General features: G+C 62.4%; 13 protein-coding genes and 1 tRNA gene. 4 read left to right on the top strand and 10 right to left on the bottom strand.

Translation table 11 applies throughout. The annotated features are described in order from the left end of the window. Window positions 1-172 precede the first annotated feature (172 nt). The 6 genes from C8C92_RS09405 to C8C92_RS09380 form a co-directional block, all read right to left on the bottom strand. Window positions 173-673, bottom strand: coding sequence for a lysozyme inhibitor LprI family protein (locus C8C92_RS09405; RefSeq protein WP_116743617.1), 501 nt, complete (start codon window positions 671-673; stop codon window positions 173-175). 578 nt (window positions 674-1,251) lie between these two features. After that, window positions 1,252-1,341: transfer RNA gene (locus C8C92_RS09400), tRNA-Ser, on the bottom strand. A 162-nt stretch (window positions 1,342-1,503) separates the two neighbouring features. Further along, window positions 1,504-3,549 (bottom strand): EAL domain-containing protein, encoded by a 2,046-nt coding sequence (locus C8C92_RS09395; protein WP_116743616.1) that lies wholly within the window; start codon window positions 3,547-3,549, stop codon window positions 1,504-1,506. Between the two features lies 1 nt (window position 3,550). Beyond that, window positions 3,551-4,675: an HDOD domain-containing protein gene (locus tag C8C92_RS09390; RefSeq protein WP_347708464.1), complete on the bottom strand. Its 1,125-nt coding sequence runs from the start codon at window positions 4,673-4,675 to the stop codon at window positions 3,551-3,553. Between the two features lie 266 nt (window positions 4,676-4,941). Next, entirely contained in the window at window positions 4,942-5,571 is a 630-nt protein-coding gene (locus C8C92_RS09385) for a response regulator transcription factor (RefSeq protein WP_116743614.1), read from the bottom strand. 28 nt (window positions 5,572-5,599) lie between these two features. Beyond that, window positions 5,600-6,970 (bottom strand): cache domain-containing protein, encoded by a 1,371-nt coding sequence (locus C8C92_RS09380; protein ID WP_116743613.1) that lies wholly within the window; start codon window positions 6,968-6,970, stop codon window positions 5,600-5,602. 245 nt (window positions 6,971-7,215) lie between these two features. Here C8C92_RS09380 and C8C92_RS09375 point away from each other — a divergent pair, with 245 nt between their 5' ends. Further along, window positions 7,216-9,276, top strand: a complete 2,061-nt coding sequence (locus tag C8C92_RS09375; protein ID WP_099760107.1) for a carbon starvation CstA family protein — start codon at window positions 7,216-7,218, stop codon at window positions 9,274-9,276. Next, window positions 9,276-9,476, top strand: coding sequence for a YbdD/YjiX family protein (locus tag C8C92_RS09370; protein WP_010396213.1), 201 nt, complete (start codon window positions 9,276-9,278; stop codon window positions 9,474-9,476). The genes C8C92_RS09375 and C8C92_RS09370 overlap by 1 nt, the downstream gene beginning before the upstream one ends. A gap of 39 nt (window positions 9,477-9,515) precedes the next feature. On the opposite strand, the gene C8C92_RS09365 is transcribed toward C8C92_RS09370, so the two are convergent. Together C8C92_RS09365 and C8C92_RS09360 are read right to left on the bottom strand one after the other, a co-directional pair. After that, window positions 9,516-10,400, bottom strand: a complete 885-nt coding sequence (locus C8C92_RS09365; protein WP_243420400.1) for an IS3 family transposase — start codon at window positions 10,398-10,400, stop codon at window positions 9,516-9,518. 17 nt (window positions 10,401-10,417) lie between these two features. After that, entirely contained in the window at window positions 10,418-10,768 is a 351-nt protein-coding gene (locus C8C92_RS09360) for a transposase (RefSeq protein WP_099759988.1), read from the bottom strand. Between the two features lie 333 nt (window positions 10,769-11,101). Here C8C92_RS09360 and C8C92_RS09355 point away from each other — a divergent pair, with 333 nt between their 5' ends. Beyond that, window positions 11,102-13,957 carry a response regulator gene (locus C8C92_RS09355; RefSeq protein WP_116743611.1) on the top strand — a complete coding sequence of 952 codons (2,856 nt, stop codon included), beginning with the start codon at window positions 11,102-11,104 and terminating at the stop codon, window positions 13,955-13,957. Window position 13,958: 1 nt separating this feature from the next. Beyond that, the gene (locus C8C92_RS09350) at window positions 13,959-16,118 is read left to right on the top strand and encodes an EAL domain-containing protein (RefSeq protein ID WP_116743610.1); all 2,160 of its coding nucleotides are present in this window, start codon (window positions 13,959-13,961) and stop codon (window positions 16,116-16,118) included. On the opposite strand, the gene C8C92_RS09345 is transcribed toward C8C92_RS09350, so the two are convergent. After that, window positions 16,087-17,235 (bottom strand): esterase-like activity of phytase family protein, encoded by a 1,149-nt coding sequence (locus C8C92_RS09345; RefSeq protein WP_116743609.1) that lies wholly within the window; start codon window positions 17,233-17,235, stop codon window positions 16,087-16,089. The two genes, C8C92_RS09350 and C8C92_RS09345, sit on opposite strands and share 32 nt — an antisense overlap. A gap of 100 nt (window positions 17,236-17,335) precedes the next feature. After that, window positions 17,336-18,553 carry a CaiB/BaiF CoA-transferase family protein gene (locus C8C92_RS09340; protein WP_099760111.1) on the bottom strand — a complete coding sequence of 406 codons (1,218 nt, stop codon included), beginning with the start codon at window positions 18,551-18,553 and terminating at the stop codon, window positions 17,336-17,338. Window position 18,554 lies beyond the last annotated feature (1 nt).

Raw genomic sequence — 18,554 nt, 5'->3', positions numbered from 1 at the left:
CAGCTTTATGCGCCTTTTAAGCCGCCATACGCCAATCGTACCTACTCTACCTACGCATGAAAATCGGCACAAAAAGTCTTTGCGTACCCGACTGCGAGGGAATCATAGTGGTTGGCACATATTATCGAGCAAGCGAAAATAGCTCGATTTCAACGCTGAGCGGGCAATAAAATCAATTGGCAAGTTGCTTCGTTCTCCAGCGCATTAAATCGACTTCGCACGAATTTAAAAGATCTCCAGCGCCGGAGCCTCCCATCACAGAGTCGCCGACCCACCGGCACTGCGCAACCTTGAAGCTCTCGAAAGCTTTCTGAGAATTGCGCAACGAGGTCAGGGCTTTGACAGTCGCACTTGAATCAATTTCCTTTGTATTCGCCTCCAATTTTTGGTAGGCGCTATTCATTTGCGACTTGGCTTCCCGACGTTTCCCCTCAAGGCAAGACTGCAACGCTGTCCGGGGTTGATCGCCAATAGCGCTGTAGCACTCGTTCAACGCCCCAACCGGAGCGTTGCTGGTCACCGTAGCTTTTGCAGCGACGGTAGCAGAAGTAGTTGCAATATCGACCGCGCCATTTGTCATTGCACTCATGTCAGGTTTAGCGGGCACTTGAGCATTTGCCAAACCAATAGCGAACACAGTTGTGATAACGACCACAGAAATGAGTTTACTCATATGTATTTATCCTTTGTAAAAACGTGCAACGCAGCGCTACCTACGACTTTCCGCAAGCAGGGAGCTGCAAGGTGTGGGCTGTGAAGCTAGTGACGAAAAATCGCGGCAACAGAACGCAGAGGGATCACTTCGTATGCTTGACAAACGAATGCCTGCAGGGTGCCGTCAAACGGTGCACAGCCTGGAATTGTCCAAAGAGTGTCTCGTACAGCGGCTCGTCTCCTAGTACGCCCGACTGACCGCCAAGAGACAGGCTTATTTCACTTCCAATATACATCACACGCGGATTCAAGCTGTGTACGCATGGCATTGATTGGGGTGCGAGGGTCTGGTCCGCCATTCGGACACGAACTGATGCGTTGGGTGGCGTGGAAGGTGGCTCAGTTGGAGACCTAATGAGAACTACGAACGCGCGCCCTCGGCGCGCGGAGCTGCCGCGCAGCGGCAGCAGGTGGAGGATTCGGGGCGGGCTGGGCCGGTAGGCCCAGCCCTTCGAATCTCACACGCAGGGCGCGAAGGCGCCCTGCTCGCTTCCGCCAGGCAATAAAAAACCGCCCGAAGGCGGTTTCTCTATTTCCTGGCGGAAGCGGTGAGATTCGAACTCACGAACAGTGTAACCCGTCGCTAGTTTTCAAGACTAGTGCCTTCAACCACTCGGCCACGCTTCCTGATGGCAGCATTATACATAAAGGTCACTGGCTTACCAATGGCTAGTACTCCGGTGGCCTTATTTCCCCCTAGCGGCAAGGATTGGGGTCGTACCCGGCGGGTACGACCCCGGCTCTTCGCCTGTGGGTTCAATACCTGCGCTGGCACTCCACAGCAAAGCTCTACAGCCCCCAGTTTTCCCGCAGCGCCTTCTCGAACTCCAGCGCTGGCAACGGGCGCGAGAACAGGTAGCCCTGCACTTCGTCGCAGCCGGAGCTCTTCAAAAATGCCAGTTGCTCGGCCGTTTCCACGCCTTCCGCGATCACTTTATGGTGCAGCTGCTGGGCGATACTGATGATGGTGCTGGCGATGGCGCAGTCGCTGGCGTCTGTCGGGATGCCGGTGGTAAACGAGCGGTCGATCTTTAGCGTGTCGATGGGGAAACGCTTGAGGTAGGACAAGCTTGAATAACCGGTGCCGAAGTCGTCCAGCGACAGGGCCACGCCCAGCGCCGTGATGCGGTCCATGATGCCGATCACGCGCTCGATGTTGTGCATCAGCGTGCTTTCCGTGATTTCCAGTTCCAGCCAGGCCGCATCCAGGCCGTAGCGGGCCAGGGTCGCCGCCACTCTGGCGGGCAGGGCCGAGGTGAATTCGCGCGCGGAGACGTTGACGGCCAGGCGGATCGGCGGCAGGCCCGCCAGCTTCCACGCTTGCGCCTGGGCGCAGGCCGCTTCCAGTACCCATTCGCCCACTTGCACCACCAGGCCCGTCGATTCGGCCAGGGGAATGAACTCGGCGGGCGGGATCATGCCGTGCTGCGGGTGGTGCCAGCGCACCAGCGCTTCGGCGCCGATGATGCGGCCGCTGCCCAGCGCATATTTCGGCTGGTAGTGCAGCAACAGTTGCTGTTCCGATAATGCCTGGCGCAAGCCTGTTTCCAGGCGCATGCGCGCCTGCATGCCCAGGTTCATGTCCTGGCTGTAGAAGGCCACGCTTTCCGCTTCGCCGCCACTGTCCTGCTTGGCGCGGTACATGGCGATGTCGGCCAGGCGCAGCAGGGTTTCCGCGTCCTGCCCGTCTTGCGGATACACGCTGATGCCGATGCTGGCGCCCACGCGCAAGTCGTGGCCTTCGATCAGGAACGGTTGCATCAGGGACGCGAGCAGCTTTTGCGCCACCAGGCTGGCCTCGAAGTGCTGGCCGATGTCGAACAGGCCCACGGCGAACTCGTCGCCCCCCAGGCGCGCCACCAGGTCCTGGTCGCGCAATACCTTGCGGAAACGCAGCGAGACCTGGCGCAGCAGTTCATCGCCGATGCGCCGGCCCAGGGTGTCGTTGATCAGCTTGAAACGGTTCAGGTCGATGAACATCACGCAGCCGAGCATCTTGCTGCGCTGCGCCACGGAGAGGGCCTGGTCAACCAGCTTGGCCAGCAAGGTGCGGTTGGGCAGGCTGGTCAGCGGGTCGTAGTAGGCCAGGTGGTGCAATCGCTCTTCGGCCAGCTTGCGTTCCGTGATGTCCGTCAGGTAGGCGATGAGTCCGATGGGTTTGTCGTCCATGTCTTGCAGCGGCGACAGGGACAGGCTGGCCCAGAAGATTTCGCCCGACTTCTTTCGGCGGCGCACCTCCATCAGGCGCCCTCCCTGCTCCAGGAAGGCGTCGTGGAAGCCCGTATCTTCGTCGTCGTACAGGAACAGGATGTTGCGTCCCACGGCTTCCACCGAGGTGTAGCCGAACAGGCGCTCGGCGCCCTTGTTCCAGCTGGTGATGTAGCCCGTCAAGTCCATCGTCAGCACGGATTCGTGCAACTGGTCGAGGATTTGCGTCTGCTGCGCCAGCAAGGCTTCGACTTGCGCAAACGCATGGGTCGAGCGTTGCGCCAGCGAATGCACCTGCAACACGCCGGCCGTCAGCGAGGCCAGGCTGGCCAGGTGGCGGCGGTCGGCGTCGTTGTACAGGCTGCGTCCCGCCACGCTGTAGTGGCCGAAGCAGTGGCCGTCAAAACTGATTTCCTGCAGCAAGGCAGGCGTGTCGCTGGGAAAAATCGCGGACGATGCAGCGGCGTCCATGCTGCCCGCAGGCAGGAACTGGCCATGCGGGCTGGCCATCACGGCGCTGGCGATGCGGCCCAGCTCAGCCACCAGCGCGGGACCGCGCAAACGCACGACGGCATCGCACAGGGCGGCGCTGTCACCGAGGTAATCCGACACCGGCAGCAAGGTCATGCTAGAGGTTCCGGCTGACCTGGATGGCCCATTGGTAGGCCTGTAGCAGGCTGCGCCAATAGGTTTCTCCATCGATGCCGGCACGGCGCAAGACTTCGGGCGGCGGCGTGGCGCTTTCGACCAGCGCCAGCAAGTTGCCCAGCTCGCCATTGCGTTCCAGCAAGGCGTCGTTGACGTCGGGTGCCAGGTTCAGGGTGGCGATGATCTCTTCCATCGGCATGCCCAGCAGGACGTCGAGCAGGGAAAACACGCCCGCCATGAAGGCCAGGTCTTGCGCATCGCGGTCGCCACCGCGCAGCTGGCACAGCGCTTCCATCTGCGCCGCGCGCACGGCCGCCAGCGGCAGCAGCGCGTGGATCTTGCCATCGTCCTGTTGCCGCGCATACAGCAGCAGTTGCAGCCAGCGCTGCAGCTGGCGCCGGCCCAGCAGGCTGATGGCCTGGCTGAAGCTGGTAATCGGCGCCGTAAAACCGAAGGCGGCCGAATTGACCAGTTTTAATAGATGATAGCTGAGCGACGGGTCCTGTTTGAGCGGCACTTCCAGCTCGTGCGCGTCGGCATCGCGTGCCAGCAGGCCCAGCAGCGCCAGCAAGCGCCGGCGCGAGGTGGCGTCTTCCGGCTCGCTTTGCTGGCGCGCATGTCGCAAGGCGTAGTCACCGGCAAACCAGCTCACGCCGATTTCTTGCAATGCGGCAAGCTGGCCCGCGTCGCCGATGTTGTAGGCCAGATGCGGCCCCGGCAAGGGCAGCAGCTGATGCAGGGCCGGGCGTGCGCCCGCCGCGTCAAAACTCAGCGCGCGCGCGTCGACCTGCGCCGCCACCACGGGACCGGCATCGGCGCCATCGAGCAGGATGCGATAGCCGGCGTCGCGCCATTGCTGGCATTTTTTCTGGATTTGCTTGTCGCCCGCAAACTGCGCCGGCAAACGGAAAATGGTGCGTTGCGGCGCCAGTTGCGCCAGCACGGCATCGTCCACGCCATGCGGGTCGGCCAGGGGAATAATGCAGTCGAGCGGTGCCAGGAAGGCATACGCATCGGCAGCGGCCAGCGCCGCCAGCAGCGGCGCCGTCGAGGCCTGCGGTACATGCAAGGTGACAGCGACCCACTCGTTATGAGCATTGGCCACTGCTTGTAATCCCACCAACGGAAACAGGTTTGATTCAGACGCTGACATCGGTATCTCAGTGTGGGTAGGGCGCCATAGTAAATAAACTGACCAGCATTGGCAACCCTGGCCCGACAGGGATGCCATTTCGACAGCGAGAATCATTCTATCCGAATCTCACCCGTGAAACAGTTTAATTTTGGCAATAAATATTCAAAAAAAACACTCCCCCCGGGAGACCCGCCTGTCATGCGGGTTTGAAAAAATCACCGTGACGCGAGCGCCGTTCAGGCGCCGCCGCCATGCGCATGTTCGACCGCATATTTGATCAATTCGGCCTGCCCTTCGATGCCCAGCTTGCGCTTGATGTTCAGGCGGTGCGTCTCCACCGTGCGCACGCTCAGGTCCAGGTCGCGGGCGATCTGCTTGTTCGACTGGCCCGCCGCGATGTGTTGCAGCACTTGCTGCTCGCGCGTGGTGAGGAAGGAATCGTGCACTTGCGGGCGCGATAACTGCCGCGCCAGAGCCGCGCTGTAATAAATGCCGCCGGACATCACCGTCTCGATGGCGAAGACGATATCTTTCCCTGGAGCATCTTTGAGCACATAGCCGCGCGCGCCGGCGGCGATGGCTTGCGACACATATTCGAGCTTGTCGTGCATGGACAGGATCAGCACGGCAATCTGCGGAAACGCCTGCTTGAACAGCGCCGTCGCTTCGATGCCGTTGATGCCACGCATATTGATATCCATCAACACGAGATCCACCTGATGGAGGCGCGCCTGGGCCAGGGCTTCGTCGGCGCCGCCCGCCTCGGCGACCACGTCGAAATGCGCCACCGCCTCCAGGCGCGCGCGCAAGCCGTCGCGCACGAGGGGATGGTCGTCCACCAGCAGGATGTTGATCGTCTCGGTCATGTTTCGGTATCTTCTCGGTATCTGTCAATCAGTGTGTCGGTGGAAGGGCGAGCCGCGCCAGCACCAGGGTGCCGGCCGGCGACGAGGTGATGTGCAGGCTGCCGCCGATGGCTTCCATGCGTTCCGTCATGTTGCGCAGGCCAATGCCGCGCTGCGGATGCAGGGCGATGCCGTCGAAGTCGAAGCCGCCGCCATTATCCTCGATGCGCAATTCCACCGCCTTGCCCGCCTCGCGCAGGCTCACTTCCACGCCGCGGGCGTGGGCATGGCGCTCGCAATTGGTCAGCGCTTCCTGGGCGATGCGGAACAAGACGGTATTGACCATGTCGGGCAAGCCCTCGCCCGCCGCCGCCGGACTGGCCGTGAAACTGGCTTGCGCGCTGCTGCTGTCGTTAAATTCATGCACCAGGTGGTCGAGCGCGGCGGCCAGGCCCAGGTCGTCGAGGATGGCCGGGCGCAGGTTGTGCGAAATGCGCCGCACCTCGCCCAGCACCTTGTTCAGCTGCTCGGCGGCCCGCTCGAACGTGGCGGGCGCCTTTTCTTTCTGCTCGGCATTACCGGCCAGGCGCGCGATGCCCGCCTCGATTTGCAGCTTGATCGACACCAGCCACTGGCTGATGCCGTCATGCAAGTCGCGCGACAGCCGCGCCCGCTCCTCTTCCTGCGATTCGACCACGCGCTGCGCCAGCACTTTCAGCTTGGCGTCGGCCACGCGCAATTCGCGCAGGTTCAGCACCAGGCCGCAAGCGGCCACCAGCAAAGAACCGAGGATGGCGATGGCGGCGATCAGCTCCATGGTCGAGCGGATATTGCGCGACTGCTGGGCGTCAACCTTGGCCAGCGCCTGGTCCACGTCATCCATGTAAATACCGGTACCCATCATCCAGCCCCATTCCGGCATCAATATCACATAGCCGAGCTTGGGCGCGGACTTGTTGCTCGAGGGCTTGATCCAGTTGTAGCGCTCGAAACCGCCGCCGCTCTTCGCGCGCTGCATCAGGCGCTGGATGGTCAGGTTGCCGTCCGCGTCGCGCAACTCCCACAGATTCTGCCCCACCAGCTCGGGCTGGCGCGGATGCATCAGCGACTTGCCCTGCAAATCATAGATGAAGAAGTAGCCATCATCGCCATAGCTGAGGGCGGACAGGATGCGCTTGGCTTCCTCTTGCGTGGCGGCATCCTTGCGGCCCGAACCATATAACGAGGCGATGGAATGGCTGGCCAGGGTCACGTAATGCTTGAGCTCGGCCTCCTTGCTGGCCAGGTACGCTTGCTGGATGGTGGCGCGCTGCTGCTCAGCCAGGGTAATCGCCTGGTGCCGCACGGCAAACGCGATGGCGCACAGGGCGAGGATGAGCGGCGTGATGGCCAGGAAGATGACTTTCTGTCTGAGTTTCATGGCCTGGCGCGCTCCGGCGGCGTCGATGCTGGTGGGAATACGTGATTTTACGTCGCGGCGCCGTGATCGGCCTGCGTAGTAATACTGAGCGTTACTGCGTAGTGGTGCGCTTGCGGCGATTATACGATTCCTGAATACTTGCCATAAGCTGCAAATACACCAAAAGTCACATCAAACTGGCGACGACCAGGACCCGCAGCACACATCATCGCACGGCACAGCGCCCGTCAATCTCTGGAGGAAGCATGAACCGCATTTTCAAACAGCTCGGCTGGGCAGCGCTTGCGCTTGCCGGCGCCGGATCCCTGGGCGTCGTCGCCCTGCAACGTGGCGAACCGATCAGCGCAATCTGGATCGTCATCGCCGCCGTCTGCGTCTACCTGATCGCCTACCGTTTCTACAGCCTGTTCATCGCCGACAAGGTGCTGGGCCTGGATGCACGCCGCATGACGCCGGCCTTCAAGCACAACGATGGCCTCGACCACGTACCGACCAACAAATATGTGCTGTTCGGCCACCATTTCGCCGCGATTGCCGGCGCCGGCCCCCTGGTCGGCCCCGTGCTGGCTGCGCAAATGGGCTATTTGCCCGGCATGCTGTGGATTTTGGCAGGCGTCGTGTTTGCGGGCGCCGTGCAGGATTTCATCGTGCTGTTCATTTCCATGCGCCGCGACGGCCGCTCGCTGGGCGACCTGATCAAGGCTGAACTGGGCGAAATTCCCGGCATGATCGCCTTGCTGGGCTGCTTCATGATCATGGTCATCATTTTGGCCGTGCTGGCCTTGATCGTCGTCAAGGCGCTGACCGGTTCCCCATGGGGCAGCTTCACCGTGATGGCGACGATTCCCATCGCCCTGTTCATGGGCGTGTACTCGCGCTTCATCCGCGTGGGCCGCATCGGCGAAATCTCCATCATCGGTTTTGTCTTGCTGATGCTGGCCATCATCGGCGGCCAATATGTGCAGGAACACGCCGTGCTGGGCCCGATGTTCACGTTCACGGGCACGGAACTGACGTGGATGCTGATCGGCTACGGCTTCATCGCTTCCGTGCTGCCCGTGTGGCTGCTGCTGGCACCGCGCGACTACCTGTCGACTTTCCTGAAAATCGGCACGATTCTGGGCCTGGCCATCGGCATCATCGTCGTCGCGCCTTACCTGAAAATGCCGGCCATGACCAAGTTCATCGACGGCTCCGGCCCCGTCTGGTCGGGCAATCTGTTCCCCTTCCTGTTCATCACGATTGCCTGCGGCGCCGTCTCCGGCTTCCACGCGCTGATTTCCTCGGGCACCACGCCGAAGATGATTGAAAACGAAAGCCACGCCCGCTTCATCGGCTATGGCGCCATGCTGATGGAATCGTTCGTGGCCATCATGGCCCTGGTAGCCGCCTCGACCATCGAGCCGGGCATCTATTTCGCCATGAACAGCCCGGCCGCCCTGATCGGCACGACAGCCGAGTCCGCCGCACAGGCGATTTCGCAGTGGGGCTTCTACGTGACGCCGGAAATGCTGACGCAGACGGCCAAGGACGTTGGCGAGCACAGCATCATCTCGCGCGCGGGCGGCGCACCGACCCTGGCCGTCGGCATGGCGCAGATTCTTTCCGGCGCCATCGGCGGCAAGGCCATGATGGCCTTCTGGTACCACTTCGCCATCCTGTTCGAAGCGCTGTTCATCCTGACGGCCGTCGATGCAGGCACGCGTGCGGGCCGCTTCATGCTGCAAGACTTGCTGGGCAGCTTCGTACCTAGCCTGAAAAAGACGGAAAACGTCATCGCCAACCTGCTGGCCACGGGCCTGTGCGTGGCGGCCTGGGGCTACTTCCTGTACCAGGGCGTGGTCGATCCATTGGGCGGCATCAACACCCTGTGGCCGCTGTTCGGCATCGCCAACCAGATGCTGGCAGCCATCGCGCTGATCCTCGGCACCTGCGTGCTGTTCAAGATGAAACGGGGACAGTATGCGTGGGTGACGATTACGCCGACCATCTGGCTGCTGCTGTGCACGCTGACGGCGGGCTGGCAAAAGATCTTCGACGCCAACCCGCGCGTCGGCTTCCTCGCGCATGCGAAGAAATACTCGGCGGCATTGGACGAAGGCACCTTGCTGGCACCGGCCAAGTCGGTGGCGCAGATGCAGCAGATCATCTTCAACGATTACCTGGACGCCGGCCTGGCCGCCTTCTTCGTCATCGTCGTGATCAGCGTGCTGTTCTTCGGTATCCGCACCATCATGAAGGCGCGCGCCGACAGCCAGCCAAGCACCAAGGAATCGCCGTTCCAGGCCATGCCCACGGTGCAATGATGATCGACGAAATCATCAAGGCTGGACGGTATCTGGGGCAAAGCATGCGGCTCATGTGCGGCTTGCCCGAGTACGACACCTATGTGGCGCACCGGGAAGTGACCCATCCCGGCGAGCCGATGATGACGTATGAAGAGTTCTTCCGCGAACGCCAGGAAGCCCGCTACGGCGGCGCCGGCAAGCGTGGCGGCTGCTGTTAGTAGTGGGGTCAGACCCTTCGGGTCTGAGGTGTCCCGGTTTTAATGGAGAGTCACTCCCTCGCGGTGCGGGGGATTTTTAATCGATGCGTAATGCACCTCAACCTCGATTGGGGTGCGGTATTTCAAGCTTTGATGCAAGCGCATCCGATTGTAATACACCTCGATGTAATCGACGATAGCAGCCTTGGCCTCTTCGCGTGTGGCATACGTCGTATTGTGCGTGATTTCGTTTTTCAGCTGCGAGAAGAAGCTCTCGGCCACGGCGTTATCGTGGCAGTTACCACGCCGGCTCATGCTGGGCCGCAACTGATGCTCCTGCAGCACGCTGCGATAGGCCGCCGATCCGTACACACTGCCCTGATCGGTATGACAGATCAGATTGGCAGGCGGCTTGCGCTGCGCAATGGCCATCCTCAAGGCCGCGATGGGTAGCATGGCAGGCTGCGACGTATCCATCGACCATCCCACCACCCGGCGTGCAAACAGGTCGAGCACGATGGCCAGATGCAGCCATCCTTCACGCGTACGTATCGACGTGATATCGCCCACCCAGGCCGTATTGGGCGCGGCAACATTGAACTTCCGTTGCAACAAATCAGGCGCTGGAGGCTCGGTGTGTTGATGTGTCTGCATGACACGAAAGCGCTGCCGGCGCATCGACGTAATGCCATCGAGCTTGCGCAGGCGTGCCACGCGGTGCTTGCCGCAGATGATTCCCTGCGCATGCAACAGCCGCCAGGTCTTGACCGCGCCCGGCGCACAGCGATGTTCTGCATGGAGGCGCTTGATGTCCTCGCGCAGCGCCAGATCGACAGTGTCATGCAAGCTGGGCAACCGTTTCGCGGCCGCATAATAACTGCTGGGACTGACCTGCAGTACCCGGCACATCGCGGCGAGCCGAAACTCGGCTTGGTGCGCGGTAATGAAAGCGTACTTGTGCTTTAACGCCGCGTTAAGTACGCATCGAGCTTTTTTAAGATGGCGTTCTCCTCCAGCGAAGCCTGCAGTGCACGCTTTAAACGGACATTCTCTTTGGCCAGATCCGTGGTCGAGACAGGCGTTACCACTTTCGGCGCCGGCAGTTCGCCAGCTTGCTTGAGCGCGGCAGCCCACTTGTACAGCTGATTGCGGCGGATGCCCAGTTCCAGCGCCAAGGCGGCCGGGCTGCAGCCAGGTTCCTGCATGCGCTCTACAGCAGTGAGTTTGAACTGCCTGGAGAAAACGGTGCGTTCCCGCCGCACTTGCGTAGCGGGAACAGCGTCTGATACGGCAAGCGATGGCTTCTTGGTCATGATGGATTCCTTTGGATGTCACTATTTTCTCAAATTAGTGACCCTCCATCAAATCCGGGCTAGCTCAGTCTGACCCCGGCTTTTCTCCGGGTTTGATTTCATTAGCCCCAAAAGCAAATACTGGGGTCAGTCCCTGCGGGATCGACATGTGCCCCATTGGGGCACATGTCCCCGACGGGTCCGACCCCACCCCTCGTTGTTTCATCTCGTATAAGTTCCCCTCCCCTCTCTTCCCTTAGACCCACATCAACATCGGGGTGTGTCTTCGCGTCTATATTTTTCCAATAGGAATTAAATAACAGTCAACGGGCGACCGGGGGAAGCAGCGAATTCATGTTCAATTTCCAACGCTCCAGCATCAGCCAGAAGCTGACCATGATCTCGGTACTGTCCTCGGGTTGCGCGCTGCTGCTGGTGTTCGTGGCGTTTGCGCTGACGTCCGTGCTCAGCCACAAGAATGATGAAGGCAAGCAATTGCTGTCGCTGGCGGGCGTGATCGGTGCAGCCAGCGCGGTGCCCTTGCTGGTGGGCAAATCGGCACAGCCGCAGGCCGAACAGGTGCTGGCCGCGCTGGCCGCGCGCGACGAGGTGGCCCAGGCGGCCCTGTTCGACCGGGGTGGGCGCCTGTTCGCCCTGTACCGCGCGCCGCAGCATGCGGATGGCCTGGCAGCACCGGAAGACATGGACCCGGCCCTGCTGGCCGACATGGCCGTGCAACCCGTCACGCAAAGCGCGGGCACGACCCTGGCACCCGCCATGCGTTTGTACCGTCCCGTCTACCGGCCCGGCGAGCCGCAGCAGATCCTCGGCGCCGTGCTGATTGAGGCAGACCTGAACCACATGTGGCGCGACATCGGCCGCCACGTGGGTGCCATCGGCGGCGCCACCGTGCTGTCCTTCCTGATCGCCGTCTTCCTCGCGCGGCGCTTCAAGAGCGTGATTGCCGAACCGATCACCAAGCTGATTGATACAGCGCAAAAAGTGTCGAGCAGCCAGACCTACAGCCACCGCATCGCGCACCAGCGCAGCGACGAGCTGGGCGTGCTGATCGACAGTTTCAACGACATGCTGGCGCAGATCGACAGCCGCGACAGCACCCTGGCCAATTACCGCGACCAGCTCGAGCGCCAGGTGGGCGTGCGCACGGCGCAACTGGAAAAGGCCAAGGATGCGGCCGAGGCGGCCAGCCAGGCGAAGAGCGCCTTCCTCGCCACCATGAGCCATGAAATCCGCACACCGATGAATGGCGTGCTGGGCATGACGGAACTGCTGCTGGCCAGCCCTTTGAGCCCGCAACAGCGCCACTACACGAGCATGGTGCAGCGCTCGGGGCAGAATTTGCTGGTGATCATCAACGACATCCTCGACTTTTCCAAGATCGAGGCTGGCAAGCTGAGCGTGGAGTACATCCGCTTCAATTTCCGCGAATTGCTCGACGACATAGAACACGTGTTCGCGCCGCAGGCGGAAGCAAAAAACATCAGCCTGGAATTCGATATCGCGTTTGACATCCCCATCGCCATCTGCGGCGACCCGAACCGTTTGCGCCAGATCATCGTCAATCTGCTGGGCAATGCCATCAAGTTCACGGAAACGGGCAAGGTCACCGTGAAAGTGACCGTGTGCAGCGAAGATGCGCCCAGCGTGGGCTTGCGCTTCGAGGTGCACGACACGGGCATCGGCGTGTCGAGCGAGGCGCAGACGCGCATCTTCGAATCGTTCTCGCAGGCCGATGGTTCGACCACGCGCAAGCACGGCGGCACGGGCCTGGGCTTGACGATCTCGAAACAGCTGGTGGAGCTGATGGGCGGCACTATCGGCGTCGATAATGCTTTAACGCAAGGATCGATCTTCTGGTTCGAAGTAAATTTCGATAAGCGGCGGGTCGACAACGATGACCCGTCCTTCAACCTGAAAACCACACGAGGGTTACGCGCCTTGATCGTCGACCACACCCCCGCCACGCGCGCCGTGCTGGAGCGGCAGCTGGCCAGCTGGCACATCGTCAGCGACAGCGCCGGCACGGCCAGCGATTGCCTGGGCAAGCTGCGCGCGGCCGCGCAGGCGGGCACGCCGTATGCCGTGGCCCTGCTCGACATGGAATTGCCGCGCACCAGCGGCCTGGCCCTGGCCGCCACCATCAAGAGCGACCCGTTGCTGGCCGACCTCAAATTACTGCTGCTGAGCACGGAACAGGCGGCGGCCGATCCCGTGCAGCGGCGCGAGGCGGGCGTGGCCTTCCAGCTGATCAAGCCGGCCCGCGAATGCGACCTGTTCGACTGCATCGTCACGCCGCCGCGCGCCAGCGAGGGCATGCGCATCCATCCGCCGCACGCGGCGCGCCAGGTGGGCCGGCGCCAGCGCCGCCGCGTGCTGCTGGCCGAAGACAATCGCGTCAACGTGGAAGTGGCGCTGGCCATGCTCGACAGCCTGGGCCTGGACGTGGTGTGCGCGCACAACGGCGAAGAAGCCTTGCAGGCGGCGCAGGCCGAGGATTTCGATTTGATACTGATGGATTGCCAGATGCCCGTGATGGACGGCTTTGCCGCCACGGCGGAAATCCGCCGCCATGAACAGCAGTGCGGCCACGCGCGCGTGCTGCCCATCGTCGCCATCACGGCCAATGCGCTGCAGGGTGACCGCGAAGCGTGCCTGGCGGCCGGCATGGACGATTACCTGAGTAAGCCTTTTACGCAGCAGGACCTGGGCCACACGATTGCGCGCTGGATCACCCTGCCGCGCGCGGCCAGCGTGCACCACAGCGAGGCGCCGGAGCCGGAGCCGCAGACATTGCCGGAGGTGCCGCCGCCGGTGTCCGCCACGCCGCCTTCCGGCCAGCCGCTGAACCGGCAGGCGCTGGAAAACATCCGCGCCCTGTCGCGCACCGATGGCGATGCGCTGCTGGAACGGGTCATCCTGGCTTTTACCAGCGAGACGCCGCGCCAGTTGAGCGCCATGCGCGCAGCGATTGCCGGCGCAGATGCGGAAGCGCTGCGCAAGGTGGCGCACAGCCTCAAGTCGGGCAGCGCCAACGTGGGCGCCGATGGCCTGGCGCAGCTGTGCAAGGAGATGGAAAAACTGGGCCGCGCCGGCAGTACCGAGGGCGCGGCTGCCCTGCTGCAGCAGATGCAGCAAGCCTTCCTGGCCGTACGCGAATCGCTGAGCGCCATCCTCGTGAAGGAACACTGACATGACAGCGCCCCTCCCTCCCCCACGCGGCCTGGTGCTGGTCGCCGACGACGATCCCGTGATGCGCTTGCTGATGCGGCAAATGCTCACCCAGGTAGGCCTGGACGTGATCGAGGCCGAAGACGGCGTGCAGGCGCTGGCCAGCTACAAGCACAGCGGGCCGGATCTGGTCATGCTCGACGTCGACATGCCGGCCCTGGACGGCTTTGCCGTATGCCGCGAAATCCGCCGCCAGGAAGTGGGCGGCACCGTGCCCATCATCATGGTCACGGGCGGCGACGAGCTCGAAGCGGTCACGCGCGCCTACGAGGTGGGCGCCACCGACTTCATTTCCAAGCCCATCAACTGGCCCATCCTCGGCCACCGCGTGCTGTACGTGCTGCGCGCCAGCGACGCCATCGCCCGCCTGCGCATCGCCGACGCGCACAACCGCGCCGTGCTTGCCGCCATCCCCGACACCTTCTTTCGCCTGAATCGCGAAGGCTTTTATCTCGACTATGAACAGGGGCACGATGCCAGCGCCGGCTTTTCCCTCAGCGACTGCGTGGGCAGCCATATCGGCGATGTGCTGCCGCCCGAAATCGCCGCGCGCCTGCTGGACCAGGCCCACGCCGTGCTGGCCACGCAGCATATCGGCTCGGTCGACTACACGCTCACGCACGAAGACAGCACGCGCCATTTCGAGGCGCGCCTCGTGGCGACAGGGGCCGACGAGGTGCTGGGCCTGGTACGCGACATCAGCGAGCGCAAGCGCACGGAAGAGCAGATCCGCCGCCTCGCCTATTGCGACAGCCTGACGGGCATCCCCAACCGCCAAGCCTTCCTGGAAACGCTGGAACGCGAACTGCTGCGCTCGAAAGAACACGACAAGAAATTCGCCGTGCTGTTCATGGACCTCGATGCCTTCAAGCGCATCAACGACACCCTGGGCCACGACGTGGGCGACCATTTGCTCAAGGTGGTGTCCGAGCGCCTGCGCGAAACCATCCGCCCCAGCGACCTGGTGCTGCGTGCCGAACACGAGTTTGAAGCCAGCTTCGGCGGCAGCAACCTGGCGCGCCTGGGCGGCGACGAATTCACGATTTTGATACCCGACCTGGAGCGCGTGGAAGATGCGCTGAACGTGGCGCACCGGGTCAAGGAAGCCATGCGCCGGCCCTTCATGATCGAGGCGCACGAGATTTTTGTGACGGCCAGCATCGGCATTTCGCTGTATCCGGAAGATGGCGAGGACTGCAATTCGCTCTTGAAATATGCGGACACGGCCATGTACCACGCGAAGAACTGCGGCAAGAACAATGCCAAGCTGTACAGCTCATCGCTGACGATGGAAATCATGAGCCACGTCAAGATGGAAGTCGGCTTGCGCAAAGCCTTGCAGAACAACGAGCTGTACCTGCTGTACCAGCCGCAGATCGATGTGCCCAGCACGCAGATCGTCGGCGTGGAAGCGCTGGTGCGCTGGCGCCATCCCGAGCGGGGCATCATTTCGCCCACGGAATTCATCCCGCTGGCCGAAGAGACGGGCCTGATCGTGCCCATCGGAGAATGGGTACTGCGCACGGCGTGCAACCAGGCCAAGGCCTGGCAAAGCGATGGCGGGCGCGCCATCCGCATGGCTGTGAACCTGTCGGCCAAGCAATTCAAGGATGAAAACCTGATGCAGATCGTGCTCTCGGCCCTGGCCGACACGGGCCTCGATGCGCGCCTGCTGGAACTGGAATTGACGGAAGGGACGTTGATGGACGATGCGCGCGCCACCATGGTGACCCTGGAGCAATTGCGCGGCATCGGCGTGTATCTGTCGATCGACGACTTCGGCACGGGATACTCGTCAATGAATTACTTGAAGCGCTTCGACGTGCGGGCCTTGAAGATCGACAAGAGCTTTATTGCCGGCTTGCCGCAGGATACGGAAAACGCGGCCATCACGCGCGCCATCATCGCCATGGCACATGGCTTGAAAATGGTGGTGGTAGCCGAGGGCGTGGAGACGGACGAACAGTTGCTGATGCTGGAAGAATACGGCTGCGACATGGCGCAAGGCTATTTCCTGGGCCACCCGTCACCGCACGACACGATCACGGCCATGCTGGCCAGGCAGGCGGGCCAGCTGGCCAGCCTGGAAACTAGAGCACTTCGAAGGCAAGGATTTGCGTGACTTGCTGCGCGTTGAAATTATCGTCGGAAATCATCACCAGGCTGCGGCGGCCGTTTTCCAGGAGCGGGCCCCAGCTGATGCCTTCGATATTGTCGATTCTTGCCAGGCCGATCTTTTCCAGGTCCAGCAGCAGTCGCTTGCGCGCCGGCACGTACTTCGCGCCGGCCAGCGCCGGGATGGCCTGGATGTCGCTGGCGCCATCGGTGTCCATCGCGTAGATGCGCACATGGTTCGAATACACGCCATCGGCGTGCTCCACGCCGGCCCGTTCCACCACCAGCACCTGATGGTCGTTGACGGCAAGAATTTCCGACACGCCATTGTCCGCTTCGCGCCCCGGCGCAGGCCGCGACGCCACGGCTTCAATCGGATACGCATACTGGCGCAGCACGGTGCCGGCGCGGTCCAGGCGCGTGATGCGCACCACGGAGCCATGATCTGGCGTGGCCAGCGGGCCATCCTGGTACAGCGCCGCTTCCATGCCCAGCCACAGGCTCTTGCCATCCGACGAGAACGACAGTGCCTCGAAGCTCATGTTGTTGCGCGAGCCAAGTTCTTCCTGCGAAACCTTGAACATGGCCGGCGTGGGCAAGGTGGCCAGGTAGTGGCCGCCGCTATCGGCGTGGCGCACGAACGGGTGCAGACCCACCTTGCGGTTGCCTTCGCTGCCGTACCACAGGCTGCCGTCCTGCGGATCGACGCGGATGGTCTCGATGTCGGGCACCTGGTCGCCACTCTCCAGCTTGGCATGCGCCAGGTTCGGGTAGCGGCTGCCGTCGGGCTGCGTGAAGAAATGCACGCTGTTCAAGGTCACGCCCGTAAACGCCTTGCTGTCGTAGGACAAGGCAGCGCGGTAGAAGCGGGCCGGATTGATTTCCGAGCGGTCATCGCTTTCCATCACCCAACTCTTGTTGGCCGCATCGTAGTCGATGCCGGACAAGCCGCCCACCGTGGTGCCTTCGAACACCTGTTTCAAGGCGATGCGCTGCTCGCCGATCAGGCGCAGGCCGGCAATCGGCGCGTCGTGCGGGAAGCTGGCGCAGGCGGAGAGAAGGATGGATACAGCCAGCACGGGGATCAGGCGCACACTCAGGGCGCGGAAGGACGACTGCTTCACTCAATTCCTTTATGAAAACCAAAGGGCGGAATCCGGGGTCGGACCCTGAGGGTCCGACCCCAGTCCTTGCCTGGGGTTAAAATGATTTGCCAAGCTAAACCTACACCACCCCATCGGCCTTGAGTTGCGCGATGGCGGCCGCATCGTAGCCGAGCGACGCCAGCACTTCATCGTTGTGCTGGCCCAGGGTCGGCCCCAGCCACTGCGTCTTGCCCGGCGTGGCGGACAGTTTCGGGCTGATGGCGGGCAATTTGACGGGCGTGCCATCGGCGAAATGGTGTTGTTCGAACATGTCGCGGGCGAGAAATTGCGGGTCGCTCAGCATATCGCGCACGGAGTAAATTTTGCCAGACGGCACATCGGCGGCCTTCAGCACGGCCAGCGCGCTGTCTATCGTGTGGGTGGCGCACCAGGCTTGGACGGCGTCGTCGATTTCCTGCGTGCGCGCCACCCTGCCATCGTTGCGCGCCAGTTGCGGGTCGCCCGCCATGTCGATGCGGCCCATGGCCAGCATCAAGCGCTTGAAGATGGCGTCACCGTTGCCGGCAATCACGATGTTTTCGCCGTCGCCCGTCGTGTAGGTATTCGAGGGTACGATGCCGGGCAGGGAACCGCCCGTGCGCTCGCGCACCACGCCCGCCTGGTCGTATTCGGGCACCAGCGACTCCATCAGGTTGAACACGGATTCGTACAGGGCCACGTCGACCATCTGCCCTTCGCCGTGCTCGCGCCCACCGGTCACGTCGCGGTGGCGCAGCGCCATCATGGCGCCAATCACGCCATGCAGGGCCGCCACCGAGTCGCCGATCGACACGCCCACGCGCACGGGCGGACGGTCGGCAAAGCCGGACACATAGCGCAGGCCGCCCATCGATTCGCCGATGGCGCCGAAACCCGGTAAATCCTTCATCGGTCCCGTCTGGCCGAAACCGGACAGGCGCACCATGATCAGGGACGGCTTGATCTGCTTGAGCTGTTCGTAGCCGAGATCCCACTTTTCCAGCACGCCGGGGCGGTAGTTCTCGACGATGATGTCCGCTTCCAGGGCCAGCTGGTGCGCGATGGCGCGGCCCTCGGGCGTTTTCAGGTTCAGCGTCAGACTTTTCTTGTTGCGTGCCTGCACCGACCACCACAGCGAGGTGCCATCTTTCAGCACTCGCCAGGTACGGATGGGGTCGCCGCCATCGGGCGACTCGATCTTGATCACGTCGGCGCCGAATTCGGCCAGCATGCGGGAGCAGAACGGCCCCGCGATCAGGGTGCCCAGTTCCAGCACTTTAATGCCCGCCAAAGGACCAGCCGACGTTTTCTCTTGCATG

This window comes from Janthinobacterium sp. 78 (assembly GCF_003096775.1).
GTDB lineage: Bacteria > Pseudomonadota > Gammaproteobacteria > Burkholderiales > Burkholderiaceae_D > Janthinobacterium > Janthinobacterium tructae.
The sequence above is the reverse complement of the archived record's forward strand: the minus strand, read 5'-3'. Positions and strand labels throughout refer to the sequence as shown.